The following is a 24,155-nucleotide window of genomic DNA, read 5'->3' as shown; positions in this document are numbered from 1 at the left end:
TCCCGCTTCCGTCGCCGGAGTGTTTCGCGAGACGTTCGCGGGCAGGCGGAGGCCGGCGCCCTGATTGGACCTGTAACGTGCAGGAAAGGTCAGGGAGGTGAAAGCCATGGAGGGTGCGCTAAAGGCAAGCCTTCCTATCAAGCCTCCCCCTGGCCGCCGGGCTGGGTTCGGTTGAGCCGTGCAAGTGGCAGGATTTCCCGAAAGGAGATCGTGAACGAAGCCATGCAGCGAGGCGAGGTGATCACCTGTAGGGGCCGGAAGCCCTGACAAGACGCCGAAGGCCACGCGAATGCGGAGCCACCTATTAAAATCTATTGAGGTTCCGCATTCGTGTGGGCTCTCCGATCGTACCGTGCCGAACCGATTTTCGGCGCGGGCGCAGGTGTTGAAACGAAAAAAATCATGCCCTGTGGACACATTCAAAAAAGCCAGTGTCCAGAGTCGCTTATGACTCCGTTCTGATCTCCGCTGCGAACATGATTGGAGTTTTGCCCATGTAAAAACCGAGGGAGGGGCTGGCAGCCGGACTCCGTCTAGGTACACTGATTTTAAAGGATGATTCGAAACGACTTGGTAAGCTCCAGACAGGGTGACTGCGTTATTCTGGAAGTGTCGGACGATCATCGACAGTGTTGTTCCCGGTTATTGTTCGCGTGTTTTTGGCGTTTTACCGCACGAATTCGCATTCATTCCGGTCAAGAAGGTGCCGCATGACGCTTATGGAAATGGAAATCGAACGCCAGTCGAATCCGGTCGATATGATCGAATTCGTTGCTGCCTCGAACGATTGGACGTTCGAACGGTCGGGTGAAGACGAAATCGCCATGACCGTGGAAGGCCGCTGGACGGACTACCATGTTTCCTTCTCCTGGATGGAGGAGTTCGAAGCACTGCATCTAGCCTGCGCTTTTGACATCAAGATTCCCGACGTCCGCGTCAATGAGGTCATCCGCCTGCTGAGCCACGTCAACGGCCAGGTGCTGATGGGCCATTTCGACGTATGGCGCCAGGAAGACGTCGTCATCTTCCGGCAGTCGCTGCTTTTGGCCGGCGGCGCCGAACCCAACAACCAGCAGGTCGAAGTGCTGCTTTCGAGCGCGCTCGAAGCCTGTGAATCCTATTACCAGGCGTTCCAGTTTGTCGTATGGTCGGGCATGGAGGCGAAAGCCGCCATGGAAGCCGTTCTGTTCGAAACCGTGGGCGAATGCTGATGGCCTTGGATCACTTGGGATCCATCATTCTGATCGGCGCCGGCAATATGGGCGGCGCCATGCTGTCCGGCTGGCTGAAGAAGGGCGTGCCCGGGGCGTCCGTGACGGTGATCGATCCGTCGCCTTCGGACGCCATGAAGACGATGATGTCGGAGGCCGGCGCGCGTCATTTTGCGTCGGTGCCCGATGGTGCTTCCGCCGACATCCTGTTTCTGGCCGTCAAGCCGCAGCTCATGGATGCGGTCCTGCCACCCCTGAAGCCTGTTGTCGGTTCGAATACCGTGGTCGTGTCGGTGGCCGCGGGCAAGACGCTTGCCTATCTCGAAAAACATCTCGGCGAGGCGGCCATGGTGCGCGCCATGCCGAATACGCCGGCAATGATCGGCCGCGGCGTGACCGGCGCCTATGCCAATCCAAAGGTTACCGACGCCCAGCGCGAAGCGGTCCAGTCCCTGCTCAAGGTCAGCGGGCCGGTGGAATGGGTTTCAAGCGAAGCGGATATCGATGCGGTGACCGCCGTTTCCGGCAGCGGCCCGGCCTATGTGTTCTATCTCGTGGAGTGCATGGCGGAAGCGGGCCGGAAAGCAGGCCTGCCGGCGGACCTCGCCATGCGGCTTGCGCGGGAAACTGTCTCGGGGGCTGGCGAGCTCCTCTACCAGTCCCCCGATGACGCTTCCAGGCTACGCCAGAACGTCACCTCGCCGAACGGCACGACCGCTGCGGCACTTGCCGTGCTGATGGCCGAGGACGGCATGCAGCCGCTGTTCGACAAGGCGATCGCCGCCGCCCGCAACAGAGCCGAAGAACTCGGCGCCTGAGTGAGTTCGAATGGCTAAAGAGATTACCTATTCCGACTTCGAGCGCGTCGATATCCGCGTCGGCACGATCATCGAGGTCGAGCCGTTTCCGGAAGCCCGCAAGCCGGCCTTCAAGCTGAAGATCGATTTCGGCCCGGAGATCGGCGTCAAGAAATCCTCGGCGCAGATCACCGTGCACTATACGCCGGAAACGCTTGTCGGCCGGCAGGTGCTCGGCGTCGTCAACTTCCCGCCGAGGCAGATCGGGCCGTTCCGCTCGGAAGTGCTGACCCTCGGCTTCGAGGACGAGAACGGCGCGATCGTGCTTGCCGCCGTCGAACAGCCGGTGCCGAACGGCCGGAAGCTGATGTAGCCGAGCGGCGGCGCGCCTCAACCCGTCTGATGGACTGTGGGATCGTCAGTGGATATCGCGGCTGTCGACCTCAGTGAGGTTGAACGACCGGAATTCCACCTCGAAGCCTTCGCGCTGCGGCGAGCAGAAGGTCATGCCGACGGAGAGGTCGGCGAGCTCGGGTGGGAAGAACGCGAGCCGCGCCATTCGCCAGTCCGGCTGCGTGTCGGTTCGGTACTGGACGAAGAGGGCGTCGCCCATGCGGGTGACGCGGACGGAGATTTCCTCGAAATCGTCGGTGAGGCGGAAGGCGGACCAGTCGGAGTGGCCGTTGGTCACCACCACGCTGAAATGGGGGGCGCCGTCGGTGAATTCGACACCGCATTTCATCCAGTGTTTTTCGTTATGGCGGATCATCAGGCCTGCCTGGTCGTAGAGCGCCTCGTAGCGGCCGACGAAGGAGGTTTCGGCGGTGAAGTCGCCGCTTCGGGCCCTATGGAGGAAGTGGCCACTGTCGCGGTGAAATCCGTAATAGGTGCCCTGCCAGAAGTCGGTCTTGAAGCCGGAGCGGGCGACCAGACTGCCATTCTCCTCGCGGCTTTCCGGCGGCGGGTTCAGCCAGGTCATGTGGGAAAGATCGATCGGCATCGGTTCCTCGAAAGAATGATCAGGCGGGGACGCGCACGATGGCGCGCAAACCGCCGCGGGGGCTGTCGGCGAGCGTGACGTTGCCGCCATGGGCGCGGGCGATGTCGCGGGCGATCGCAAGGCCGAGGCCGGTGCCGGAGGCGTTAAGGTTGCGGGCCTCGTCCAGGCGGTAGAACGGCTTGAAGACGTCCTCACGAGACTGCGGCGGAATGCCCGGACCGTCGTCGTCGAGCGTCAGCGTCAGCCACTTGGCGCTATGCCGTGCATCCACATGGAGGGTCTTGGCGTAGCGCTCGCTGTTGGACACGAGGTTGCCGACCAGCCGGGCGAAGGCATTCGGCCGCACCGCGATCTCGTCCTCGCCGTCGATCTCATAGGTCATGGTCTTGCCGTGCAGCGCGAATTCCGACCGGAGCTTTTCAAGCAGCTCGCTCAACCGCAGTTCGCCGAAATCTTCTTCCGCTTCGCCCTTGGCGAAGGCGAGATAACCTTCCAGCATCGATTGCATGTCGTCGGCATCCTGGCTCATGCCGGCCAGTTCCGGCTTGTTGCCGGCAATCGCCAGCTGCAGCTTGAAGCGGGTGAGGATGGTCCTCAAGTCGTGGCTGATGCCGGCGAGCATGGCGGTGCGCTGTTCCATCTGGCGCTCGATGCGCTCGCGCATCTGGATGAAGGCAAGGCCGGCGCGGCGGATCTCGTCAGCGCCGCGGGGAGCGAAACCGTCGGTCTTCTGTCCCTTGCCGAAGCTTTCGGCAGCACGCGCGAGCGTCAGGATCGGCCGGATCTGGCCGCGCAGGAAAAGGATGGAGATGATGACCAGAACGACGGCCGCCCCGATCATCCAGACGAGGAAGATATGGGTGTTGGAGGCATAGGTGGAGCCGCGGCGGACGAAGACGCGCAGCACCCTGGTATCGAACTTGATGCGGATCTCGACAAGCCGGCTGTCTCCGATCGTGTCGATCCAGAAGGGCATCTGGATCTGGCGGGTGATCTGTTCGGCGAGAATGTCGTCGAGAATGGCGAAGAAGGGGCGGGGGCGGGGCGGCGGCAGCTGGCCGTTTTCCTCGACGGCGATGGTGAGGTTCAGCGCGTCATTGGCGATGCGGCTCACCACGTCGTAGTTGCTGTCCTGCGGGTAGGCCTGGATCACCTCGATAATGCCGGCGATGTCACGGACGGTGCCTTCCGACAGGCGCTCGGTCACCATGCGCCAGTGCCGTTCCATGAAGACGGAGGCGACGATGCCCTGCAGCAGCAGCATCGGCAGGATGACGATCAGAAGCGAACGGGTGTAGAGGCCGGTCGGCAGGCGGCGGCGCAGCCAGCGGGTCATCGGGCGCCAGCCCGGCAAGGTGAGCCGGTCCATGTCGCGTTTGAGAGGGTCGAAAAGTGCCATCCTGCCTTCAGCCTGTGCCGGTCTCTTCCCGGCTAATCGATACTCAGCCTGTATCCGATACCGCGCACCGTCTGGAGGTAGACGGGGTTGGCCGGATCCTCTTCGATCTTACGCCTCAAACGGTTGATCTGCACGTCGATCGTGCGCTCGCCGACCTCGGCATCGTCGCCGATCAGCTCGTGGCGGGGAATGGTGTCGCCGGCCCGCAGCGCGAAAAGCAGCATGATCTCCTGTTCGCGATCGGTCAGCCGGATGGTTTCGGCGGCCTTGCGCAGTTCCTTGCGCGGGATCGAGAAGGTGAAGGGGCCGAACATGATCTGCTCGATCTTCGGCGTGTCGGGCGAGGTGCTGCGGCGCAGGATATTGTTGATGCGCAGCACCAGTTCGCGCGGATCGAAGGGTTTCGACAGATAGTCGTCGGCGCCGGCTTCGAGGCCGGCGATGCGGGATTCAGACTCGGCGCGCGCCGTCAGCAGGATCACCGGAACCGTCTTCTTCTGGTAAAGCGACTGGGTGAGCGAAATGCCGGATTCTCCGGGCATCATCACGTCGAGAATGATGAGATCGAAATGCAGGCCCTCGAGCTTGCGGCGGGCTTCGGCGGCGTCGCCCGCGACGGTGATGCGAAACCCCTGTTCCATCAGGTAGCGGTTCAGAAGATCGCGGATGCGCGTGTCGTCGTCGACCACGAGAAGGTGAGGTGCATCATCGGAAGGGGGCAGTGTCGTCATCTCAAAGGTCCCACTTAATCCAAGTCGCTGTCGATAGGCTCGAGGCTTTCGTCGCGGCCGCGCATGCTGCGCAGGAAGTCCTTGACCGACGCCCGCGCGTCGGGGGTCAGATCCTCCATGGCGCGAGCGATACGGCGCGATTGCGGCTCGGAAAGGGCGAGAGCCAGCTCACGGCCTGCGAGGGTCGGATAGAGCCTGCGCTGGCGGCGGTCCTTGGCGCCGGCCATCTGGCGTATATAGCCGGATTCGATCAGCTGCTTGAGAACGCGCGCAAGGCTCTGCTTGGTGATCTGCAGCGTATCGAGCAGGTCGGTGACCATCATGCCCGGCTGGCGGCAGACGAAATAAACGACGCGGTGGTGGGCGCGGCCCATGCCGATCTTGGCGAGGATCGCATCCGGGTCGGACACGAAATCACGGTAGGCGAAGAAAAGCAGTTCGATGGTCTCGAAGTCGATCTGGGCTTCGTCGACTGCCGGCATTGTCGGCATGACCTTCTTGACGGCTTTTCCCGTCGATGCGCGCGACACTCGCGTTTCCTTTCCCTTTTTGGCTGCTTGCCCCAGGGTCCGAAGATCTTGGGGGCCGAAGCTCTTATTGCTGATCTCGCACTGTAACCTGCCGCACGTCATAAAGCGCGATCAGGCTGAACAATCAACAGCATTTGTTGGGGAGGGCGGGGTGCTGCGAGCCACGGAGAAGGGCGCTGCCGAACAGCGCCCTTTCATGGTGGAACTCAATCGTAGATGTGGACGATACGGCGGGTGCCGGGATCGACAAGAACCGGGCGGTCGTTGACGACCACGTAATCGTAATCGTAGTCCGGCACTTGCTGGATCACGACCTCGGGGGGCAACGTCGCGCCGATCGCCACCTCGTTGCGGACATAGACCGGCCGGACCGGGTGCTCCTCGATGTAGCTGATGACGGTTTCCGGCGGTTCGACGGCCTCGACCGCACCGACCGGGCCGAGCAGGACATCCCCCGGACCCGGAACGGCAGCGGGTGGAGCGACGCTTGCGGTCGTTTCATAGGTGACGGACGGGACTTCATACTGGGTGCGGTATTCCTCGACCGCGACCGCCGAGCCGTTGTGGCGGATCGTCAGGTACTCGGCATAGACCCAGCCGCGCATGCCGTTGACGTCGATGCGGCACCATTTGCTACCCTGGAGGCAACCGTCCATCATGGCGGGGCTGCCGCGGGTGGCCATCCCGATCTCCGGATAGTTCTGGCCGGGACCGGAGCGGACGATAATGTCCGAGGCGGTGGTGGTGGTCATCTGCGCCTGGGCGGGCAAGGCGAGCGCCGAAAGGACGGCGCCGAGGCCAAGCCACTTCAATTCCGGGCATTTCAACCAAGTCGTCATGGATTTTCTCCTCATGTTGACTGGCAGGGTAACACCCGCATGTCCCGGTGGTTCCGCCGAATGCGGGCGGATTCTGCAAGCTGTGGCGGGGGTGCCACAGCTAGAATGGGGATACGGAACCTTTGTGCCGCCAACTCATTGATCACGCCATAAGCACCGGAGAAACTCATGACGAACCCGACCGCGACCGCCCAGACCTTCACCGCCCAGACCTTCAGCGCACTGCCGCCGATCAGGATGGAAACATCCGGCGCGGCCAATCCGCTCAGAAGCGTGCTGGTGACCGTTTTCGTGCTGAAGCTCGCGATTGCGGCATTCCTGATCGCCACGGTATCGCTCGCGCCGCCGGTTTCCGCCAACGCGCATTACACGACCCTCGCCTCGAACTGATCTTTTCGGCTGAAATGCCTTCCGTTTAGCGGTATATCCCGGCAAGCATCATCGTTCAGGCCGAGGCATCATGGGCAAGTTACAGGCCGGTATCATTCCGGTTACGCCATTCCAGCAGAACTGCACGATCCTCTTCGACGAGGAGACGAAGCAGGGCGTCATCGTCGATCCGGGCGGCGACGTGCCGACCATCCTTGAGGTCATCAGGGAAAATGGCGTCACTCTGAAGGAAATCTGGCTGACGCACGGGCATATCGACCATGCCGGCGGTGCCGACGAGTTGCGCGAGGCGCTTGGCATCCCGGTGATCGGCCCTCATGAGGCGGATCTGCCGCTGCTGCAGCGGCTGGAGACGCAGGCGGAAAAATTCGGGGTCAAGATGGAGGTGCGCAACGTCGTGCCGGACCGCTGGCTCAACGAAGGAGACAAGGTTTCGTTCGGCGAGCATGTCTTCGAGATCTTCCATTGCCCCGGACATGCGCCCGGACATGTGATCTATTACAACCGTGCCCAGGGTTTCGCGCATCTCGGCGACGTGCTGTTCAACGGCTCGATCGGGCGCACGGACCTGCCGGGCGGGGATCACGACACGCTGCTCGCTTCGATCCGCGACAAGGTTCTGCCACTCGGGGACGAAGTCGGTTTCATCTGCGGCCACGGACCGGGTAGCCGGATCGGCGACGAACGGCGCACAAATCCATTCCTGCGCGGCCTCGGCGGATCGAAGCCGCAACACACCTCGGTTTAAAAAAACCCGGCATCTCTGCCGGGCTTCAACTCGAAATGGCAGGCCTCTAAAGGCTTAGCCGGCGATCTGCAGATTGACGGCCTTGGGGCCTTTGCCGCGACGATCCGGTTCCGTGTCGAAGCTTACTTTCTGGTTTTCAGACAATCCGGACAAGCCAGAAGCCTGTACGGCAGAGATATGCACAAAGATATCGGCGCCACCATTGTCAGGCTTGATAAAGCCGAAGCCTTTGTCGGTATTGAAGAATTTTACAGTGCCAGTCTCGGCCATGCAGCAGGTCCTTTTCTCTCTGTCCGTGTTCAGCGGCGGACAGCATCACAGTGTAGCCCCGAAGGGCGGCGGCAGGCAGCTTTAAGAAAGGGTCCCTGTCTTTACCGCGATGACCGGCAGGAATTGCTTTGAAATCTCCGCCCCCGGCCTACCGCCCGAAGTCTTAGCGCCTTCGGAGCGCGTCATTATAGGTCTTCCCATGCTCGTAAATTGCCCGAACTTGCACAGAGTGCTGTGTTTATCGAAAATTGGCAAGAAAAAGTTTTTTGAATTGTCGCCACAATGGCAAATTGTAAATCGCGGGAACCCCCGGAAAATGCGGGTTTTGAGCCTTCCCCGAGGGTGCGGCAAAGCGATTCCATCGCCGGCAATGCTTTCCTAACGGTCTTCTGTGCCGTTTTGGCGCAAATGACGCGAAAAGAAAATTTTTTGTCGCTCACGTCCCTGAATGAGGGTCGGAGTGCGTTCCGCGCCGATATTGAGATGACAGCGATACCCATCCGCAGCGTGAAATCTACGGTTCCTGGTACTTACTCGCCGCTGGATTGGCGGCGGCCAAAAGCGCGGGCAGGCCTTGCGAATACCGGTTTGGCCAGGGCCGGAGGAGGTAGGGTTGTCGCGGCCCGGCTGGCGCCGAGCGGGATTTCATTGCCGGTTGCCTGGATCGGCGCGAAGTCGGCCAGGCTTTCCGGAAAGCTTTCGTTGAATGTCGTCGGGGCGAGTTCGGGCCGCGCCAGGGCATAACCCTGCATCAGCGGCACGCCGAGCTCTTCGCAGAGATCCACCTGCCAAAGCTCTTCGAGTCCTTCGAAGATCGGCTCGATACCATCGTCGAGCATCTGCCGGACGATGACGCGCAGCAACGCGTAACCGGCGGAATTGTCGAGGAAGTCGCGCACCCATGCGGCCTCGAATTTCACGTAGTCCGGCTTGATGCGCTTCAGACGGTCGAGATCGGAATCGCGGGCGCCATAGTCGTCGATCGCAATGCGGAAGCCGACCGCCTGCATGTGCTCGGTGAAGGCGACGACAATGTCGTCGGACGCGCCGGATCTTTCGGAGATTTCGCAGACGATCCGATCGGGCGCCAGGCCGGCCTCGTGGCTGGCGACCTTGATACGATCCACTTCCTGGCGCATTTCCTGGGGCGTGCGGAAGAGGCCGGGATGGAACTTGACGAAGATCCCGGCGCGGGACCGGTGAAGCCGGCCGGTGTTCAAGATGTGAATGGTGCGCAGGATGCTGTCGACATCGGCCATGTCGACCGGTGAAACGAGCGGAAAGAACTCGCCCGGCGAGACCGGTTCGCCATCGCGGGAGGCACGCAGCAGGCCCTCGAAAGCTTCGATTTCAAGGCCGGTTTCCGGGCCTGAACGAAAGATCGGCTGCAGCGCGGATTGCAGCAGGAAAGGACCGTAGACGGTGGAGAACGACCCATTGTCGCTGCGAACCAGATTGGCGAAGATGCTTCTCGGCGTCATGCCCGTGCCCGTCGATTTCCGTTATCCATCCCTCCTGGTTGTAGCAGCCAAGGGTTACGCGGCTGTAAACAAGGTTTCGAAGGTTTTAATCAGCTTCTTTCATGGCTCACATTCAAGCTTTGTGCTTGAAACGGCGTAATAGTTTAGACATAGAGCGTACGGGCGGTTTTCGGCGCGCGATGCCGCCGTGTTCAACAGCTCTTCAGGACGAAGATTATGGCCTTTCTTGCCGACGCACTTTCCCGCGTAAAGCCCTCTGCCACCATCGCCGTTTCCCAGAAAGCCCGCGACCTGAAAGCAAAGGGCCGCGACGTGATCGGGCTCGGCGCAGGCGAGCCGGACTTCGATACGCCGGAAAACATCAAGAAAGCCGCCATCGACGCGATCAATCGCGGCGAGACCAAATATCCGCCGGTATCCGGCATTCCGCAGCTTCGCGAGGCGATCGCCCGGAAGTTCAAGCGCGAGAACAATCTCGACTACACCCCGGCCCAGACGATCGTCGGCACCGGCGGAAAGCAGATTCTTTTCAACGCCTTCATGGCGACGCTCAATCCAGGCGATGAAGTGATCATCACCGCGCCCTACTGGGTTTCCTATCCGGAGATGGTCGCCATCTGCGGCGGCACTTCGGTTATCATCAAGGCGAGCCAGGAAAACAACTTCAAGGTGACCGCCGCCGATCTCGAAAAGGCGATCACGCCGAAGACCAAGTGGTTCCTGTTCAACTCGCCGTCCAACCCGTCGGGTGCCGCCTATACCCATGACGAGCTCAAGGCTCTGACCGACGTGCTCGTCAAGCACGAGCATGTCTGGGTGTTGACCGACGACATGTACGAGCACCTGACCTACGGCGACTTCAAGTTCGTCTCGCCGGCGGAAGTGGAGCCGAAGCTCTACAACCGGACGCTGACGATGAACGGGGTTTCCAAGGCCTATGCGATGACCGGCTGGCGTATCGGTTATGCGGCCGGCCCGCTCGAACTGATCAAGGCGATGGACATGATCCAGGGCCAGCAGACGTCGGGCGCCTGCACGATCGCCCAGTGGGCTTCGGTCGAGGCGCTCAACGGTCCGCAGGACTTCATCCCGGCCAACAAGAAGATCTTCGAAGCCCGCCGCGACCTGGTGGTCTCGATGCTCAACCAGGCGAAGGGCATCGTCTGCCCGTCCCCTGAAGGCGCCTTCTATGTCTACCCGTCCTGCGCTGGCCTGATCGGCAAGACCGCGCCCTCGGGCAAGGTCATGGAGACCGACGAGGATTTCGTCACGGAGCTTCTGGAAACCGAAGGCGTTGCCGTCGTCCACGGTTCGGCCTTCGGCCTCGGCCCCAACTTCCGCATTTCCTATGCGGCTTCGGAAGAACAGCTCGAAGAAGCCTGCAAGCGCATCCAGCGCTTCTGCGCCAACTGCAAGTAAGCTCCGGCAGATTTCTGCACGAAGCCCGCCGGTGACGGCGGGCTTTTTGTTTCGTGCACTCGCGTTGACGATGGCAGCAACATCAAGTCCCGCCTAGGAAAGCTTGATCCGGGCGTGCCGCTTGAAGACATGCAGATCGTTCTGGAAGGCGCGGGCCTCACCATCCTGCGCATCGATATCCCGCATGTCATCACCGCCGCGGAGCCGGAGCTGGAAACACGCGACCCCTTCGACCGGCTTCTGCTGGCGCAATGCCAGGTCGAAGGGCTGCAGCTGGTGACGATCGACCGGGCGCTTGTCGGACATCACCTCGCATTCAAATTCTAGGCGAGGGGGCGGTGGAGCGCTGCCCGCCGAGTTGCCCCCATCAGCTCTTGGTCAGTTTTACGATCGTCGATTCCCCGCCGCCGCGCTGTTCGGTGACGGCATAGACGGCGCCGTCGGGGCCGACCTTGACGTCGCGGATACGGGCGCCGAGCGGTACGCGTTCCTCATAGGCCACCTTGTCGCCGTCCATGTGGACGACCACGATGCCCTGGGCGACGAGGCCGCCGATCAGGAAGGAGTTCTTCCATTCCGGGATGGCGTCGCCGTCATAATAGGCCATGCCGGACGGGGCGATGACCGGGTCCCAGAAATAGACCGGCTGTTCCGTCTCCTTCATGGCGGTGATGCCCTTGCCGATCGGCCTGCCGCTATAGTCGATCCCGTAGGTGACCTCCGGCCAGCCGTAATTCTTGCCGGCTTCCGGGCGGTTCAGTTCGTCGCCGCCGCGCGGTCCGTGCTCGACGGTCCAGAGACGGCCCTGTCCGTCGAGGGTGGCGGACTGCAGGTTGCGGTGGCCGAGCGACCAGATTTCCGGCCGGGCGCCCTGCCGATTGACGAACGGATTGTCGGGCAGGGCCTTGCCGTTCACATCGATGCGAAAGATCTTACCGAGACCGCTCGCGATGTCCTGGGCCTGTTCGCGCTGCTGTGGATCGGAACGCTCGCCGACGGTCACGTAAAGTTCGTTGCTCGGGCCGAAGACGAGGCGCGAGCCGAAATGCTTGTTGCCGTCATAGCTCGGCATCTGACGGAAGATGATTTTGAGATTTTCCAGCCTGCCGCCGCCTTGGGCGTCCGGAACCAGCCGGGCCGAAGCGACCGATGTACCATTGCCGTCCTCGCGTTGTTCGGAGAAGGAAAAGAAGATCGTGCCGGAGGTCGCAAAGTCCGGGGCAAGCGCCACGTCGAGCAGGCCACCCTGGCCGCCGGAAAGCACGTTCGGTACGCCCTCGATTTTCGGCCCGGCCTCGCCTTCGTCCGAGATGATGTGCATGGCGCCCTGCTTGGCCGTCACCAGCATCCGGCCATCGGGCAGGAACTCCATAGCCCAGAGATGCGGCAGGTCGTCGGCGACCACTTCCTGCGCGATCTTCGGCACCCGGGTCGGCTGCGGAGCGCGCGTCTGGTTGGCGAAGGCGGGTTTCTGGTCACGGGCGTTCGGCGCTTTGGTTTCTGCGGGTTGACCGGCGTTCTGAGCAGGAACGGGGCCGGTCAACACGGCAAGCGAGAGGGCCGAACCGGTCACGAGAAGGCTGAGGCGTTTCATCATGGACTCCCTTTCAATGGGCGGCATTCACCGCCAAGGCCTGAAACGACACTCCCGCACGCGGCGAAAGAGTATCTGGCAATGGCCTTCATCTAGGGCGTTCATCGGCAAGCGCCGAACACGGTTCGTTCAAGATTATTTTATCGAGTGGTCGCAAACAAAAGCCCGCCGGCGAAAGCGGGCTTCGTGCGTTCGGACGAAGTTGGGGATCAGTCGGCGAGGTCAGCCGGAACCTTGCCGCCGTTTTCGGCGAGCTTTTTCATCAGCGCCTTGTGGAGCCAGACGTTCATCGTCGCGGAGTCGTTGGTATCGCCGGTATAGTGCAGCTCGGCGGCCAGTTCCTTGCGGGCCGCAAGGCTGGAATCGAGATCGAGCGCCTTCATCAGGTCGACGATCGACTTGCGCCAATCGAGCTTCTGGCCACTCTTCTTGACGGCGGCGTCGAGGATCGGGGTGATGTCGATGGGCGTGGCGGAGGAGGGGGCCGACGGCGTTGCCGAAGGGATGGGCGTCGGATTGGACGCCGGAGCGGCGGACGCCGAAACCGGAGCGGCCGGTTTCAGAGGTTCGGCTGCCGGTGCTGTTTCATCCGCGCCCCAAATCGCATTCTTGATCTTGTCGAAAATACCCATTGTTGCAGTCTCCCTCGGGTTAAATCCGAATAGGAACCTAAGCTAGAACAATGATTTCTCAAGTGGCGGCCGCGGGTTATTCGACCCGCGGCCCACGAATATCAGATCAGGCCGTGCCCCAGATGGCTTCGGCGGTCTTAACGACGAGTTCGAGCTTGCGCTTCTGGTCGTCCTCGGTGATCGAGTTGCCTTCTTCGGTCGAGGCGAAGCCGCATTGCGGCGCGATGCCGAGCTGGTCGATATCGACGAACTTGGAGGCTTCGTCGAAGTGGCGGCGCAGGCTGTCGAGGGTTTCGAGCTCACCGGTCTTGGTGGTGATGAAGCCCGGATAGACGCGCTGCTTCGAACCCTTTGGGAGCAGGCTCAGCGGCTGCAGACCGCCGGAACGCTCGGTGTCGTATTCCATGAAGAACATGTCGACGCCGGTCTTGTTGAAGATCGCGTCGGCCGCCGCATCGTAGCCGCCTTCGGCCGCCCAGGTGGAGCGGAAGTTGCCGCGGCACATATGCATGCCGATCAGCATATCCTTCGGGCGGTCCTTGATCGCTTCGTGCATGGTCTCAGCATACTTCTGGATCAGCCAGTCCGGATCGTAGCCTTCCTCGCGCTTCATGGCGCGCTGCTTCTCGTCGCCGAGATAGGCGAAATAGATATCGTCCATCTGCAGATAACGGCAGCCGGCCTCGTAGAACTTCTGCACGGCCTTGGCATAGGTACGGGCGAGAGCTGCGAAGAGCGCTTCGGGATCCTGGTATTCCGGATAGGTCACGTCGGCGCGGGCGGTGCGGTAATGCGCGACGCTCGGGCCGGGGATGGAGATCTTCGGCGTCACCTTGGTGTTGGCGGCGAGGAACTTGAAGTGTTCCAGATGCGGGTGATCGTCGGGGAAGTCGAGCTTGCCGTTGATGGTCGGGAAGGTCGGCGGCAGCTTGACGCCGTGGAAGGTGACGCCCTTGTGGGCTTCGCGGGTGACGAATTCCAGGCCGTCGAGCAGGCCCATGAAATCGTAGTGCCAGAAGTGGCGACGGGCTTCGCCGTCGGTCACGACCTTCAGGCCGACGCTTTCCTGCAGCTTGATGAGGTCCTTGATGCCTTCGTCTTCGACGGCCTTCAGTTCCTCGGCGGAAATGCTCTTGTCTTCGTAGAATTTCTTGCGGGCGTCCTTGACGGAAGCGGGACGCAGCAGCGAACCGACATGGTCGGCTCTGTAGGGAGGTGTAGACATTTGAAAATCTCCTTCATGCGCAACACGGGGGCCGCGCCAGACGCTGGACGACCGGCGGTAAGCCGGCCTCGCCGCGGCGGACACGACCATATTTCAGACATTGATTCAACCTCTTCCCGATCCGATTCCGTTCTCGCGCGCAAGTCTTTGATCCGGAATCCTTTTCGCCTACAGACCAAGGGCGGTCAGCATCACGAATGTCGCAAAGAGAACGAAATGGGTCATGCCTTCGATGGCATTCGTCTGGCCGTCGTTGAGGTTGATCGCGGCGACGACGAGGGTGATCGCGACCATGACCGTCTGCACCGGGGTCATGGCCATCACGAAGGGCTGGCCGCTGTAGAGCGCGATGCTTTCCATCACGGGAACCGTGAGGATGACGGTCGAGAGCGAGGCTCCCATGGCGATGTTGACGACGGACTGCATGCGGTTGCGCAGTGCCGCGCGCAGTGCCGTCAGGATTTCGGGCGCTGCGGAAATCGCTGCGACCACGACCGCCATCAGGGTCAGCGGCGCGCCGCTGCCCTCCAGCCCGGCGTTCATGAGCGTGGACATGGATTCGGCGAGGAAGCCGATGATCAGGACGCCGACAAGGATGACGCCGATGGAGATCGCGGCGGATTGGTGCTCGGCTTCCTCTTGCGGTTTCTGGCTGCCGGTTGCAGGCTTGGCGCGCGGATAGCTGTAGCTGAAGAAATAGCTGTGCGGGCCGACCTGCATTTTCAGGAAGACCGCATAAAGCGCGATCATCGCGCAGATCGTGAAGGCGGAATAATAGTGCCAGCGATCGCCAGGGATGAATTCCGGGACGATCATGGAAATGCCCATGGCCGTCAGGATCATCACGCTGTAGGTGCGGCTGGAATCGTCGTTATAGGGCTGCTCGCCATGACGCAGGCCGCCGAGCAGGGCGGCGAGGCCGAGGATGCCGTTGATGTCCAGCATGACCGCCGCATAGATCGTGTCGCGCACAAGGGTGGGCGAGGTGGTATTGCCCATCATGATGGCGAGGATCAGCACCTCGACCGCCACCGCCGACAGCGTCAGGATCATCGTACCGTAGGGGTCGCCAACCTTGTGGGCGAGCATTTCGGCATGGTGGGCGACGCGGGTGGAGGCGAGGATGATGATGCCGATCAGGATGACGGCGGCGATCAGCGAAGCCGTTTTGCCGGCCGCGTGCAGGGAATGTTCGGCGGAATAGGCGACGAAGCCTGCGGCAAGCCCGAGGATAAGAAATCTTTCCAGCTTCAGCAGGGACAACAAACCCACATTCCACTCCTGATCTTGGTCCGCGACAATCCAAGGCGGCAACCTGCGGCATCAAGCAAGGTTCCGTTTTCGCCTCGAGGATTTGCGGTCGGCGGCCTTTGATGCCATAATTTGTGACGTGATTTGCGATGTGGCTTGGAACTTCGTGGCACCTTTTTCAATTTCTCACCCCGATGCCGCGACAGGACAAGGATCCGAATGGATCGAGGCAGCCGTAAAAGACAGGAGGGAGTATGACCAAGGTTACCTATAAAGTCGTGCCGCATGACGGCGGCTGGGCCTATCGCCAGGGCGACGTCTATTCCGAAACTTTTCCCAGCCATTCCGACGCCTTGCAGGCGGCGCGCATCGTCGCGGCCGAACAGCAGGTCGGCGGGGATGCAGAAGAGATCAGCTGGCAGGACGAAAAGGGCATCTGGCACACCGAATACAGCGAGGGTGGCGACCGGCCCGAGGCCGAGGTCATGGATGGCGACGAGGGATCGACCACCCACTGAAAGCGTCAGCCGCGGGCAAGGGATTTGCCGTTGTGGCGCAGGAGCTGGCGCAGCGCTCCGCGCAGGCCGCCAAGGAAATCAAGGCCCTTGTTCGGACGTCGACTGGAGACGTGGCGAGCTCGTCTCAACTTTCGGCACGACACATAGAGCGGCTCAGCCGTGATATCCATGAAGATGGCCATGTAGGCAGCAAGAGAAGGGGCCGCCTGCGGGAGCGGCCCCTTCTCTGTTTCGATCAGGCGACTGCTTCGAGCACCGGGTAGTCGGTATAGCCCTTGGCGCCACCGCCGTAGAAGGTGGACTTGTCGGCTTCGTTGAGCGGCGCGTTGTCCCGGAAGCGCTGGACGAGATCCGGGTTGGCGAGGAAGAGCTTGCCGAAGGCAACCGCATCGGCATAACCGCTTTCGACGGCTTCGATGGCGCTTTCGCGGTCGTACCCGTTGTTGACCAGCCAGCCGCCGGTGCCGCCTGCCTTGCGATAGATGCTCTTCAGTTCCTGATAGTCGAAGGGCTTGTCGCCCTGGAAAAAGGCGCGGTCACCGCCGGTGGCACCTTCGATCACGTGGATGAAGGAGAGGCCGCGCGGTCCGAGCTGCTCGACGACATGGTTGAAGACAGCCTGCGGATCGGGATCGCTGACGCCGTTAGCCGGTGTTACCGGCGACAGGCGGATTCCGACGCGACCGGCGCCGATTTCCTTGGTCACCGCATCGACGACTTCCACCAGGAACCGTGCCCGGTTCTCGATCGAGCCGCCGTATTCGTCCGTGCGCTGGTTGGCGCCCGACTTCAGGAACTGGTCGATCAGATAGCCGTTGGCGCCGTGGATTTCGATACCGTCGAAACCGGCGTCGATCGCGGCGCGGGCTCCCTTGGCGAAGTCGCTAACGATTCCGGCGATTTCCGAATGTTCGAGCGCGCGGGGAGCGGACGTATCGACGAAGGCACCGCTGCCATCCGGATTGGTGATATAGGTCTTGCCGCCGGCCGGAATGGCCGAGGGAGCAACCGGAGCGCCGCCGTTCGGCTGCAGCGAGACGTGCGAGACGCGGCCGACATGCCAGATCTGCGTGACGATCTTGCCGCCCTTGCGGTGGACGGCATCCGTCACCTTCTTCCAGCCTTCGATCGCTTGCGGCAGATAAAGGCCCGGTACGTCCGCATAACCCTGGCCCTGGTGGCTGACCGGCGTGCCTTCGGTGACGATTAGCCCGGCGGTGGCGCGCTGTTCGTAATAGGTGACGTTGAGATCGTTGGGGATCGCCTTCGGCGAGCGGTTGCGCGTCAGGGGAGCCATGACGACGCGGTTGGCGAGTTCGATATCACCGAACCTGGTCGGATCAAAAATGCTGGCCATAGGAAAATTCCTTATGCTGTTGGGAGGAGAGGCAGGGGGATCAGAGGGTCGACCTGAGATCGTCGAGGAAAGCCGCGATGGTTTTTTCATCGCGGCGGTAGAATGCCCATTGGCCGACCCGGTCGATTTTCACCAGGCGGGCTTTCTCGAGCGTCGAAAGATGCGCCGAGACCGTGGATTGGGAGAGGCCGCAGCGTTTTTCGAACTGGCCGGCGCAGATGCCCATTTCGAGCGGCTGCGCCTGATCGCAAAAATGACGTTCCGGCTCCTTCATCCATTCCAGGAATTCGACCCGGACCGGATGCGCCAGCGCTTTCAGAATTTCCGTCTTGTCCATGATGAGGATCCAATATCGGAGCTTCTCGATATATAGATCGCCGGAAGACGATTTAAAGGGAGCGATTTGCGGGGAAACGGGAGATTGTAAAAAAAATGGGCCGCCGGATCGCTCCGAGGCCCAATAATTGTGAAGGTCAAAACCTCCAGAGGGGAACAGCCGGCACAGACGACAGGGACGTCGCCGAAGCGCGCCAGCTAAACTCAATATGGGGAGGCGGGTTTCGCTCGACAAGGGTATGGCTGGGATATTGAACAGAAGTTTTGACGGGGATTGTGACGGCGGAAACCGGTGAGTGAGCCGCGACAGAATTCAGCGCAAAAAAAGAGGGCCACTGGATCGCTCCAGGGCCCTATAAGTGTGAAGGTCAAAAAACCTCCAGAGGGGAACAGCTGCTGCGGCGGAACTGGGAGGAAAAGCCGCCATGTGCATCAGCTGTGTGCGATATGGTGGTTTTTTGTGCAGTGAACAATACTCTTTTGTGCAGGACAGCCATGCGTGAGGTGCAACGCTCTAATTTGATGCGCTCAGTGGTTACATATCAGGCGGCCGCAGAACCCGTGAAATCCCCGAGGATATAGGGTTTCTCACGGCATTCGTCCCGGACCTGTGCCGGTCAGAAACTCCAGTTGCGGGCCTTGCCGACCACGAAATCGCGGAAGACTTTCAGCTTCGCGGCGTTCTTCATTTCATCCGGATAGCAGAAATAGGTGTCGAAGGACGGGATGTCGGCATTGATGGCCAGCTGAATCAGCCCCGGATCGCGGCCGACGATATAATCCGGCAGGCAGGCAATTCCGATTCCCAGCAGGCAGGCGCGCTTGATCGAGGTCTGGCTGTTGATCTGCAGATGCGGCGTGCGGGTATTGTCCGATGACCGGCCGGCATATTCCAGCCAGTTCACGTCGAGCAGGTAGTTCGGCGCCGGCTCCCCGAAGGTGATGATGCGATGGTGGTCGAGATCCTCGACGGATTGCGGCTCGCCGTAACGGTTGATGTAGGAGGGAGCCGCATAGACGTGCATGTGGACGGTGAAGAGCTTGCGCTGGATGAGGTCGGACTGCACCGGCTGACGAAGCCGGATGGCGCAGTCCGCATGGCGCATATTGACGTCCACTTCCTCGTTGTCGAGGATCAACTGGATCGACATTTCCGGATAGAGCTGCAGGAATTCCTGCACCTTGTCGGTGAGCCAGCCCTGGCCGAGGCCGACGGTCGTCGTCACACGCAGCTTGCCGGACGGCTTTTCCGTCGTCTCGGTGAGCTGCATCTTCACGGTTTCGAGCTTCAGGAGCACGTCGTGGGCGGTGCGATAGAGAAGTTCGCCCTGTTCGGTGAGAATCAGGCCGCGTGCGTGGCGGTGGAAGAGCTTTACCCCGACATCCTGCTCGAGCGCGCTGACCTGGCGGCTGATCGCCGACTGGGAAAGATGCAGCTTGTCGGCTGCATGGGTGAAGGATCCCGCCTCCGCCGCCGCGTGGAAAATGCGCAGTTTATCCCAGTCGAGCGGCACACCCATCGTTCAACGTCACTCCGCGGCTATGGCAACCGGCTGGATGCCGGAAAGATAACGTTCGGCCTCGAGCGCTGCCATGCAGCCCATGCCGGCGGCGGTGATCGCCTGGCGGAAGGTATCGTCCGTCACGTCGCCGGCGGCAAATACGCCGGGCACGTCGGTGGCGGTCGAATCCGGAGCGGTCCAGAGATAGCCGTTCGGCTTCATCTTCAATTTGCCCTGGAACAGTTCTGTCGCCGGCGCATGGCCGATCGCCACGAAGACGCCATGGATCGGGAAATCGGTCACCGCACCCGTCTGGGTGTTGCGCAGCCTGACGCCCTCGACGGAGGGCGGCATCGGCGCCTTGGCGGGCTTGCCGGTGATTTCGGCGATTTCGGTGTTCCAAAGCACGTTGACATTCGGGCGCTGGAAAAGGCGTTCCTGCAGAATTTTTTCCGAGCGGAAACTGTCGCGGCGATGCACGACCGTCACCGACTTGGCGATATTCGACAGGTAGAGCGCTTCCTCGACGGCCGAATTGCCGCCGCCGACCACGATTACGTCCTTGTTGCGATAGAAGAAGCCGTCGCAGGTGGCGCAGGCGGAGACGCCAAAGCCCTGGAACTGCTGTTCGGTTTCGATGCCGAGCCATTTCGCCTTGGCGCCGGTCGAGATGATCAGCGTCTCGGCGGTCCAGACCTGGCCGGAATCTGTGCGCACCGTGAAGGGGCGATGGTTGAGCTCGACTTCGGTGACGAGATCGTTGACGATCTCGGCGCCCACATGGGTCGCCTGCTTCAGCATCTGTTCCATCAGCCAGGGGCCCTGGATCGGATCGCCGAAGCCCGGATAGTTCTCGACATCCGTGGTGATCATCAACTGGCCGCCCTGTTCCATGCCGGCGATCAGAACCGGTTTCAGCATGGCGCGCGCCGCATAGATGGCGGCCGTATAGCCAGCCGGGCCGGAGCCGATGATCAGGACCTCGGTGTGACGGGAGGACATGGACAATTTCCTTTCAAAGACCGGTCGACGTTTCGTTGCCCCTCATATAGGTGGTCGATATCCGGTCTGCCGCTATAGAAGCGCCATGTAAGATCGATCCATGCAGCAATGCAAGGGCAGCCTTGCACTAACAACAGATCAGTTGGCATGGGAACGGCGGGCCGTCTCATGGAGACATATTGTTGCGTAAAATCCCGCTTGCGATAAAAGCACTGCAGAACGAAGGGGACCTAAGTGCTTCGCGCCGATCTTGATGCCATCGACCTAAAAATCCTGAGGGAATTGCAGCGCGACGGGCGCATGACCAATGTCGAGCTCGCGGAACGCGTCGGCATTTCGGCGCCGCCCTGCCTGCGCCGGGTGCGCAAGCTCGAGGAAGCCGGCATCATCGAAGGTTATCACGCGCTGCTCAGCGCCCCGAAACTCGGCGTCGATCTCGTCGCCTTCTGCATGGTCGGGCTGAAACGGCAGTCGGATGCGGACCTGAAGGCCTTCGCGGCGAAGGTGCAGCAATGGCCAATGGTACGCGAGGCCTGGATGGTCAACGGCGACAGCGATTTCCTGCTGCGCTGTGCTGCCCAGAATCTCACCGTCTTCCAGGACTTCGTCATCGAGGTGCTGACCGCCGACCAGCATGTGGACACGGTGCGCACCATGCTGACTATCCGGCAGGTCAAACAGCTGGGCCTGGTCGAGATCTGAAGCGCGCCGCCGCGAGCGGCGGCGTTTCGTCACTTGCTCCCGGCAGGCCGAAACCGCATCTTGTGAATGAAGGCGATCAGCTTGTCTTCCATCAGGCGGCGCTGCTTGGCGAGCGCATAGAACCACTTCCGCTTGTTGGTTTTTCTGGCGCGGCCGGAACTCGCGAGGATTTCGCTTGCCGCATCCGTCGTGGTGACGGGCGAGGGCCAGAAGGAGTAGCCGTGGCCGGTGCGGGTCAGCCAGTGGCGGAAATAATTGTCGACCGGCGCGAACATCTTTTTGTGCTCCTTGATGAAGAGCCGGGCGCCTTCGCGCGACCAGACGATGGCGCTCGTCGTCATCGGGAAATAGTGGGCGGCGACCAGTTCGCAATCGTGGCCGCCGATGCCGTAGCGGGAGAGGGGGGTGGCGATCTTCAGCTTGTTGTTGCCGATATTGATCAGCCGCCAGTCGGGGTCCACCTTTTCAAGATCGGGGAGGGCCGCTTCGAGCAGTTCGACCGGATTGCAGAGCGGCAGTGCGTCGTCTTCCAGCACCAGCGCATAACGGGCGTCGGACTTCAGGAAATGTTCGGCGACCTTCAGGTGGCTGCGGTAACAGCCGATCTCGCCGCCGACCAGCGTGCGGCCCATATAGCTCTCGGCGCGTTCGGCGTCGTAGTCCGGGATCGTCGCGAGGTCGAACTTGCGGCCGTCGACGGCGGAGATCCGCTCGAAGGGGACGCCGAAGGTTGAAAGACGGTCGCTGATGGTCTGCAGGCGGTCATTGCTGCCATCCAGATTGATGACATAGGTCTCAAGCGATTGCATTTTACCCTTTTCCGGCACGGAGGCGCAGCAGCATTTCGCCCGCTATGGCCGCCCGTCGCCGGTAGACTTGTGATGGTCGAAGCTTTTCAAACGTTGCTATATCGCGGCCGGATGGTTTTTGGAACAAGCGTCGTTTTAGTCCCGATAACATCCTCCACGCAGGCGCTGAAGAGTTGAGGCGCAATATCCGGGACAGGTCCGGCATTTTCGGGACAACTGTTTTCTTCTCCCTCGCTCAGGTTTTTCAACCGCAACGTGGCGGCAGAGCTTCCTTCGGATGCCGATTTCGGTATACAGCGGCGTAAAGAAAACGGCAGGACGACGATCGATGCGGGTTCATCAGTATATTTTCGGCAAGGACGGCGGGGCGGAGAAGTTCTTCGTGCATCTGGTTGGCGCTCTCGACCGCCGCGGCGTCGACCAGACGGTCGTGATGCGCTGGAACCGCCGCTGGAAGCCGGATGTCGAGGCCCATGCCCGCGTTGTCGAGAGCAATTTCCGCAACCTGTCGATCGATCGCATCCTGCTGCCGATGAAGGTGCTTTCGATGGCGAAGCGCGACAAGGCCGACGCGATCATTTCGTGGTCCACCCGCGGCGCCCGCCTGATGCCGGACTACAAGGGGGGCATCAAGCTCTCCCGTTTGGGCGACTATCCGACCCATCTCGGCTATTTCAAGAATTCCGACATTCTCGTCTGCAATACGCCAGGCATTGCTGACCATGTGCGCAACAATCTCGGCTGGACCCGCGGCGTCGAGGTGATCTCCAACTTCACCGATACGTCGGTCGTGGCGCCGATCTCGCGGTCGGTTGCCGATACGCCGGACGGCGTACCGCTGATCATGACGATGGGGCGTTTCGTCAAGCGCAAGCGTTTCCACCTGCTGATCGAGGCGATGGCGGCGGTGCCGGACGCCTATCTGTGGATCGCCGGCGACGGCGAGGAACGGGAGGCGCTGGAGGCGGTCATGCGCGAGCACAAGATGGAGAACCGGGTACGGTTCCTCGGCTGGCACAAGGATACAAGGCCCTATCTTGCCGCCGCCGACATCTTCATCATGCCATCCAGCCACGAACCGCTCGGCAACGTGATTTTCGAGGCCTGGGCGCAGAGCAAGCCGGTGATTTCCTCGCGGTCGGAAGGTCCTTCGTGGTTCATGCAGCACGGAGAAAACGGGCTGCTCGTCGATATCGACGACGTCGCCGGTTATACGCGCGCCATCAACCAGGTGATCGCAGATCGTCAGCTGGCGGCAAGTCTTGGCGAAAAGGGCAGGGCGACGCTGGTGGGGCAATTTTCGGAAGAGGCGGTGGCGAGCGCCTATATCGACCTCTTCAAGCGGAAGCCGTGATCCGGTAGATATTGCCGAGCAGCTTTGCTTCGCCTTCGATGCTGAAATTTTCGAGCGCGTGGGTACGGGAGCGGAGCGCGGCGGCCTTGCGGCGCGGTTCGTCATCCATGAAGGCGGCGGCCGCCTCGGCTATGGCATCGATGCTGTCGCGGGCGATGATCAGCCCGGTTTCCTCGTCGCCCGTCACCAGCAGTTCCGGGAAGGCGCCGACATCGGTGGCGATCACCGGGACTGCGGTTGCCATCGCTTCCAGGGGCGTCAGCCCGAAACCTTCCCAGCGCTGCGGCGCGATGAACAGGTCGAGGGCGCGATACCATTCGTTGATATCGGTATGCTCGCCGACGAACAGGATGCGGTCGGCAAGCCCTGCGGCTGCTACCTTCTTCTTCAGCCCATCCTCGAAATCCACATGCGGGCCGGTGGCACGGCCGGCGACGATCGCCGACCAGTCCTTGCGCTCAGCCAGCACCCGGATCATCGAATCGACGAAAAGGTCGGTGCCCTTCTGGCGCCGCACGCGGCCGAAACAGCCGACGATCTTCTGTGCCGGATCGAGACCGCGGGCGCGCTTGGCGTCGGCCTTGTCCGAGGGCGGCGAGAAGCGGTTCGTATCGATGCCATGCAGCACGACGGTGTTCTTGACGGTCAGATAGTCCGCCGTCTTGCCGCTCGTGGCGATCACGGCATCCATCTTCGAGACCAGCCATTTCGTCCAGCCGGTATGGCGGCGCTGGGAGGCCGACGTGAAGACGACCTTCATCGGCATGCGCAACACGTCGCGCATGAAAATCGCCGGCAGCATCTCGATATTGCGGCGCGCGTGCCAGATCCGGCACCGCTTGCCGCGCGGCGGCGACCAGAGGCGGAACAGGTCCCGATAGCGGATATGGGCCAGGTCGGCGGGCAGGCCGGGGCCAAGCGCCGCCACCTTCTGGCCGAGCGATCTCTGGACGGGAACGAGCTGGATGATCGTCGACGTGACGCCGGAGAGGCGCCGCTTGAAATTCGGCGCGATCACTTCGACGTCACGGATATCGATGATGGCGGGGTCGCCTTGT

General features: G+C 61.5%; 26 protein-coding genes and 2 pseudogenes. 11 read left to right on the top strand and 17 right to left on the bottom strand.

Annotated elements, in window-relative coordinates:
* Positions 1–710: 710 nt before the first annotated feature.
* From GQ59_RS00625 to GQ59_RS00615, 3 genes are read left to right on the top strand one after another with little or no spacing between them, the layout of a single operon-like run.
* Complete coding sequence (locus tag GQ59_RS00625) at positions 711–1,211, top strand: type III secretion system chaperone family protein (RefSeq protein WP_037076288.1); 501 nt, start codon at positions 711–713, stop codon at positions 1,209–1,211.
* Complete coding sequence (gene proC / locus GQ59_RS00620) at positions 1,211–2,029, top strand: pyrroline-5-carboxylate reductase (protein ID WP_037078002.1); 819 nt, start codon at positions 1,211–1,213, stop codon at positions 2,027–2,029. The genes GQ59_RS00625 and proC overlap by 1 nt, the downstream gene beginning before the upstream one ends.
* Before the next feature lie 10 nt (positions 2,030–2,039).
* The gene (locus GQ59_RS00615; protein WP_037076285.1) at positions 2,040–2,381 is read left to right on the top strand and encodes a tRNA-binding protein; all 342 of its coding nucleotides are present in this window, start codon (positions 2,040–2,042) and stop codon (positions 2,379–2,381) included.
* Between the two features lie 45 nt (positions 2,382–2,426).
* Here the strand turns inward: GQ59_RS00615 and GQ59_RS00610 are convergent, their stop codons facing one another.
* From GQ59_RS00610 to GQ59_RS00590, 5 genes are all read right to left on the bottom strand, one after another.
* Entirely contained in the window at positions 2,427–3,008 is a 582-nt protein-coding gene (locus GQ59_RS00610; protein WP_037076282.1) for a DUF1349 domain-containing protein, read from the bottom strand.
* 19 nt (positions 3,009–3,027) lie between these two features.
* Positions 3,028–4,407 (bottom strand): ATP-binding protein, encoded by a 1,380-nt coding sequence (locus GQ59_RS00605; RefSeq protein ID WP_037076279.1) that lies wholly within the window; start codon positions 4,405–4,407, stop codon positions 3,028–3,030.
* A gap of 32 nt (positions 4,408–4,439) precedes the next feature.
* Positions 4,440–5,138 (bottom strand): response regulator, encoded by a 699-nt coding sequence (locus tag GQ59_RS00600; RefSeq protein ID WP_007758087.1) that lies wholly within the window; start codon positions 5,136–5,138, stop codon positions 4,440–4,442.
* Positions 5,139–5,152: 14 nt separating this feature from the next.
* Positions 5,153–5,629: a MarR family winged helix-turn-helix transcriptional regulator gene (locus tag GQ59_RS00595; protein WP_152564212.1), complete on the bottom strand. Its 477-nt coding sequence runs from the start codon at positions 5,627–5,629 to the stop codon at positions 5,153–5,155.
* A gap of 245 nt (positions 5,630–5,874) precedes the next feature.
* Positions 5,875–6,507 (bottom strand): DUF1236 domain-containing protein, encoded by a 633-nt coding sequence (locus GQ59_RS00590; RefSeq protein ID WP_046603875.1) that lies wholly within the window; start codon positions 6,505–6,507, stop codon positions 5,875–5,877.
* Between the two features lie 168 nt (positions 6,508–6,675).
* Between GQ59_RS00590 and GQ59_RS00585 the strand changes: the two genes are divergently transcribed.
* Positions 6,676–6,897, top strand: coding sequence for a hypothetical protein (locus GQ59_RS00585; RefSeq protein ID WP_037076273.1), 222 nt, complete (start codon positions 6,676–6,678; stop codon positions 6,895–6,897).
* Between the two features lie 70 nt (positions 6,898–6,967).
* On the top strand, positions 6,968–7,645 hold the full coding sequence (locus tag GQ59_RS00580) for an MBL fold metallo-hydrolase (RefSeq protein ID WP_037076269.1): 678 nt from the start codon (positions 6,968–6,970) through the stop codon (positions 7,643–7,645).
* 54 nt (positions 7,646–7,699) lie between these two features.
* Here GQ59_RS00580 and GQ59_RS00575 read toward each other — a convergent pair whose 3' ends face one another.
* Together GQ59_RS00575 and GQ59_RS00570 are read right to left on the bottom strand one after the other, a co-directional pair.
* Positions 7,700–7,915, bottom strand: coding sequence for a cold-shock protein (locus GQ59_RS00575; protein WP_003494703.1), 216 nt, complete (start codon positions 7,913–7,915; stop codon positions 7,700–7,702).
* Positions 7,916–8,445: 530 nt separating this feature from the next.
* Positions 8,446–9,396, bottom strand: a complete 951-nt coding sequence (locus GQ59_RS00570) for an EAL domain-containing protein (protein WP_037076265.1) — start codon at positions 9,394–9,396, stop codon at positions 8,446–8,448.
* A 216-nt stretch (positions 9,397–9,612) separates the two neighbouring features.
* On the opposite strand from GQ59_RS00570, the gene GQ59_RS00565 reads away from it, so the two are divergent.
* Complete coding sequence (locus GQ59_RS00565; RefSeq protein ID WP_037076262.1) at positions 9,613–10,815, top strand: pyridoxal phosphate-dependent aminotransferase; 1,203 nt, start codon at positions 9,613–9,615, stop codon at positions 10,813–10,815.
* 81 nt (positions 10,816–10,896) lie between these two features.
* A pseudogene (locus GQ59_RS00560) lies at positions 10,897–11,142 on the top strand (type II toxin-antitoxin system VapC family toxin); the annotation flags it as partial.
* A gap of 40 nt (positions 11,143–11,182) precedes the next feature.
* Here the strand turns inward: GQ59_RS00560 and GQ59_RS00555 are convergent.
* From GQ59_RS00555 to GQ59_RS00540, 4 genes are all read right to left on the bottom strand, one after another.
* Positions 11,183–12,409 carry a PQQ-dependent sugar dehydrogenase gene (locus GQ59_RS00555; protein WP_037076259.1) on the bottom strand — a complete coding sequence of 409 codons (1,227 nt, stop codon included), beginning with the start codon at positions 12,407–12,409 and terminating at the stop codon, positions 11,183–11,185.
* Between the two features lie 209 nt (positions 12,410–12,618).
* Complete coding sequence (locus GQ59_RS00550; RefSeq protein WP_037076258.1) at positions 12,619–13,041, bottom strand: DUF3597 domain-containing protein; 423 nt, start codon at positions 13,039–13,041, stop codon at positions 12,619–12,621.
* Positions 13,042–13,147: 106 nt separating this feature from the next.
* Positions 13,148–14,266: a 5-methyltetrahydropteroyltriglutamate--homocysteine S-methyltransferase gene (locus GQ59_RS00545; protein WP_037076257.1), complete on the bottom strand. Its 1,119-nt coding sequence runs from the start codon at positions 14,264–14,266 to the stop codon at positions 13,148–13,150.
* Positions 14,267–14,434: 168 nt separating this feature from the next.
* Positions 14,435–15,538, bottom strand: coding sequence for a calcium:cation antiporter (locus tag GQ59_RS00540; protein WP_037076256.1), 1,104 nt, complete (start codon positions 15,536–15,538; stop codon positions 14,435–14,437).
* A gap of 233 nt (positions 15,539–15,771) precedes the next feature.
* On the opposite strand from GQ59_RS00540, the gene GQ59_RS00535 reads away from it, so the two are divergent.
* Positions 15,772–16,035 carry a DUF2188 domain-containing protein gene (locus tag GQ59_RS00535; protein ID WP_037076254.1) on the top strand — a complete coding sequence of 88 codons (264 nt, stop codon included), beginning with the start codon at positions 15,772–15,774 and terminating at the stop codon, positions 16,033–16,035.
* Positions 16,035–16,166, top strand: a pseudogene (locus GQ59_RS33365) (methyl-accepting chemotaxis protein); the annotation flags it as partial. The gene GQ59_RS00535 and the pseudogene GQ59_RS33365, both read left to right, overlap by 1 nt.
* 104 nt (positions 16,167–16,270) lie before the next feature.
* On the opposite strand, the gene GQ59_RS00530 reads toward GQ59_RS33365, so the two are convergent.
* The 4 genes from GQ59_RS00530 to trxB form a co-directional block, all read right to left on the bottom strand.
* Positions 16,271–17,392, bottom strand: coding sequence for an alkene reductase (locus GQ59_RS00530; protein WP_037076252.1), 1,122 nt, complete (start codon positions 17,390–17,392; stop codon positions 16,271–16,273).
* A 40-nt stretch (positions 17,393–17,432) separates the two neighbouring features.
* Positions 17,433–17,729 carry an ArsR/SmtB family transcription factor gene (locus GQ59_RS00525; RefSeq protein ID WP_037076249.1) on the bottom strand — a complete coding sequence of 99 codons (297 nt, stop codon included), beginning with the start codon at positions 17,727–17,729 and terminating at the stop codon, positions 17,433–17,435.
* Between the two features lie 616 nt (positions 17,730–18,345).
* Positions 18,346–19,242 (bottom strand): LysR family transcriptional regulator VtlR, encoded by an 897-nt coding sequence (locus tag GQ59_RS00520; protein ID WP_037077994.1) that lies wholly within the window; start codon positions 19,240–19,242, stop codon positions 18,346–18,348.
* Between the two features lie 15 nt (positions 19,243–19,257).
* The gene (trxB, locus tag GQ59_RS00515; RefSeq protein ID WP_037076245.1) at positions 19,258–20,232 is read right to left on the bottom strand and encodes a thioredoxin-disulfide reductase; all 975 of its coding nucleotides are present in this window, start codon (positions 20,230–20,232) and stop codon (positions 19,258–19,260) included.
* 234 nt (positions 20,233–20,466) lie between these two features.
* On the opposite strand from trxB, the gene GQ59_RS00510 reads away from it, so the two are divergent.
* On the top strand, positions 20,467–20,934 hold the full coding sequence (locus GQ59_RS00510; RefSeq protein WP_037076242.1) for an Lrp/AsnC family transcriptional regulator: 468 nt from the start codon (positions 20,467–20,469) through the stop codon (positions 20,932–20,934).
* 29 nt (positions 20,935–20,963) lie between these two features.
* On the opposite strand, the gene GQ59_RS00505 is transcribed toward GQ59_RS00510, so the two are convergent.
* A complete protein-coding gene (locus tag GQ59_RS00505; RefSeq protein ID WP_037076239.1) occupies positions 20,964–21,743 on the bottom strand; it encodes a glycosyltransferase family 25 protein in 780 nt (259 codons plus the stop codon).
* Positions 21,744–22,071: 328 nt separating this feature from the next.
* Between GQ59_RS00505 and GQ59_RS00500 the strand changes: the two genes are divergently transcribed.
* Entirely contained in the window at positions 22,072–23,097 is a 1,026-nt protein-coding gene (locus GQ59_RS00500; protein ID WP_037076236.1) for a glycosyltransferase, read from the top strand.
* Here GQ59_RS00500 and GQ59_RS00495 read toward each other — a convergent pair.
* Entirely contained in the window at positions 23,081–24,139 is a 1,059-nt protein-coding gene (locus GQ59_RS00495) for a glycosyltransferase family 4 protein (RefSeq protein WP_037077990.1), read from the bottom strand. The genes GQ59_RS00500 and GQ59_RS00495 overlap by 17 nt on opposite strands.
* Positions 24,140–24,155: the final 16 nt, after the last annotated feature.

The organism is Neorhizobium vignae, from assembly GCF_000732195.1.
GTDB lineage: Bacteria > Pseudomonadota > Alphaproteobacteria > Rhizobiales > Rhizobiaceae > Neorhizobium > Neorhizobium vignae.
Note: the sequence above shows the minus strand (reverse complement) of the source record. Positions and strands in the feature narration are given on the sequence as shown.

Coding starts and splice junctions, on each gene's coding strand:
- GQ59_RS00550 (WP_037076258.1), bottom strand. CDS start 13,041: ATGGGTATTTTCGACAAGATCAAGAATGCGATTTGGGGCGCGGATGAA.
- GQ59_RS00575 (WP_003494703.1), bottom strand. CDS start 7,915: ATGGCCGAGACTGGCACTGTAAAATTCTTCAATACCGACAAAGGCTTC.
- proC (WP_037078002.1), top strand. CDS start 1,211: ATGGCCTTGGATCACTTGGGATCCATCATTCTGATCGGCGCCGGCAAT.
- GQ59_RS00545 (WP_037076257.1), bottom strand. CDS start 14,266: ATGTCTACACCTCCCTACAGAGCCGACCATGTCGGTTCGCTGCTGCGT.
- GQ59_RS00500 (WP_037076236.1), top strand. CDS start 22,072: ATGCGGGTTCATCAGTATATTTTCGGCAAGGACGGCGGGGCGGAGAAG.
- GQ59_RS00570 (WP_037076265.1), bottom strand. CDS start 9,396: ATGACGCCGAGAAGCATCTTCGCCAATCTGGTTCGCAGCGACAATGGG.
- GQ59_RS00615 (WP_037076285.1), top strand. CDS start 2,040: ATGGCTAAAGAGATTACCTATTCCGACTTCGAGCGCGTCGATATCCGC.
- GQ59_RS00535 (WP_037076254.1), top strand. CDS start 15,772: ATGACCAAGGTTACCTATAAAGTCGTGCCGCATGACGGCGGCTGGGCC.
- GQ59_RS00600 (WP_007758087.1), bottom strand. CDS start 5,138: ATGACGACACTGCCCCCTTCCGATGATGCACCTCACCTTCTCGTGGTC.
- GQ59_RS00610 (WP_037076282.1), bottom strand. CDS start 3,008: ATGCCGATCGATCTTTCCCACATGACCTGGCTGAACCCGCCGCCGGAA.
- GQ59_RS00585 (WP_037076273.1), top strand. CDS start 6,676: ATGACGAACCCGACCGCGACCGCCCAGACCTTCACCGCCCAGACCTTC.
- GQ59_RS00580 (WP_037076269.1), top strand. CDS start 6,968: ATGGGCAAGTTACAGGCCGGTATCATTCCGGTTACGCCATTCCAGCAG.
- GQ59_RS00590 (WP_046603875.1), bottom strand. CDS start 6,507: ATGACGACTTGGTTGAAATGCCCGGAATTGAAGTGGCTTGGCCTCGGC.
- trxB (WP_037076245.1), bottom strand. CDS start 20,232: ATGTCCTCCCGTCACACCGAGGTCCTGATCATCGGCTCCGGCCCGGCT.
- GQ59_RS00565 (WP_037076262.1), top strand. CDS start 9,613: ATGGCCTTTCTTGCCGACGCACTTTCCCGCGTAAAGCCCTCTGCCACC.
- GQ59_RS00530 (WP_037076252.1), bottom strand. CDS start 17,392: ATGGCCAGCATTTTTGATCCGACCAGGTTCGGTGATATCGAACTCGCC.
- GQ59_RS00605 (WP_037076279.1), bottom strand. CDS start 4,407: ATGGCACTTTTCGACCCTCTCAAACGCGACATGGACCGGCTCACCTTG.
- GQ59_RS00525 (WP_037076249.1), bottom strand. CDS start 17,729: ATGGACAAGACGGAAATTCTGAAAGCGCTGGCGCATCCGGTCCGGGTC.
- GQ59_RS00595 (WP_152564212.1), bottom strand. CDS start 5,629: ATGCCGACAATGCCGGCAGTCGACGAAGCCCAGATCGACTTCGAGACC.
- GQ59_RS00505 (WP_037076239.1), bottom strand. CDS start 21,743: ATGCAATCGCTTGAGACCTATGTCATCAATCTGGATGGCAGCAATGAC.
- GQ59_RS00625 (WP_037076288.1), top strand. CDS start 711: ATGACGCTTATGGAAATGGAAATCGAACGCCAGTCGAATCCGGTCGAT.
- GQ59_RS00555 (WP_037076259.1), bottom strand. CDS start 12,409: ATGAAACGCCTCAGCCTTCTCGTGACCGGTTCGGCCCTCTCGCTTGCC.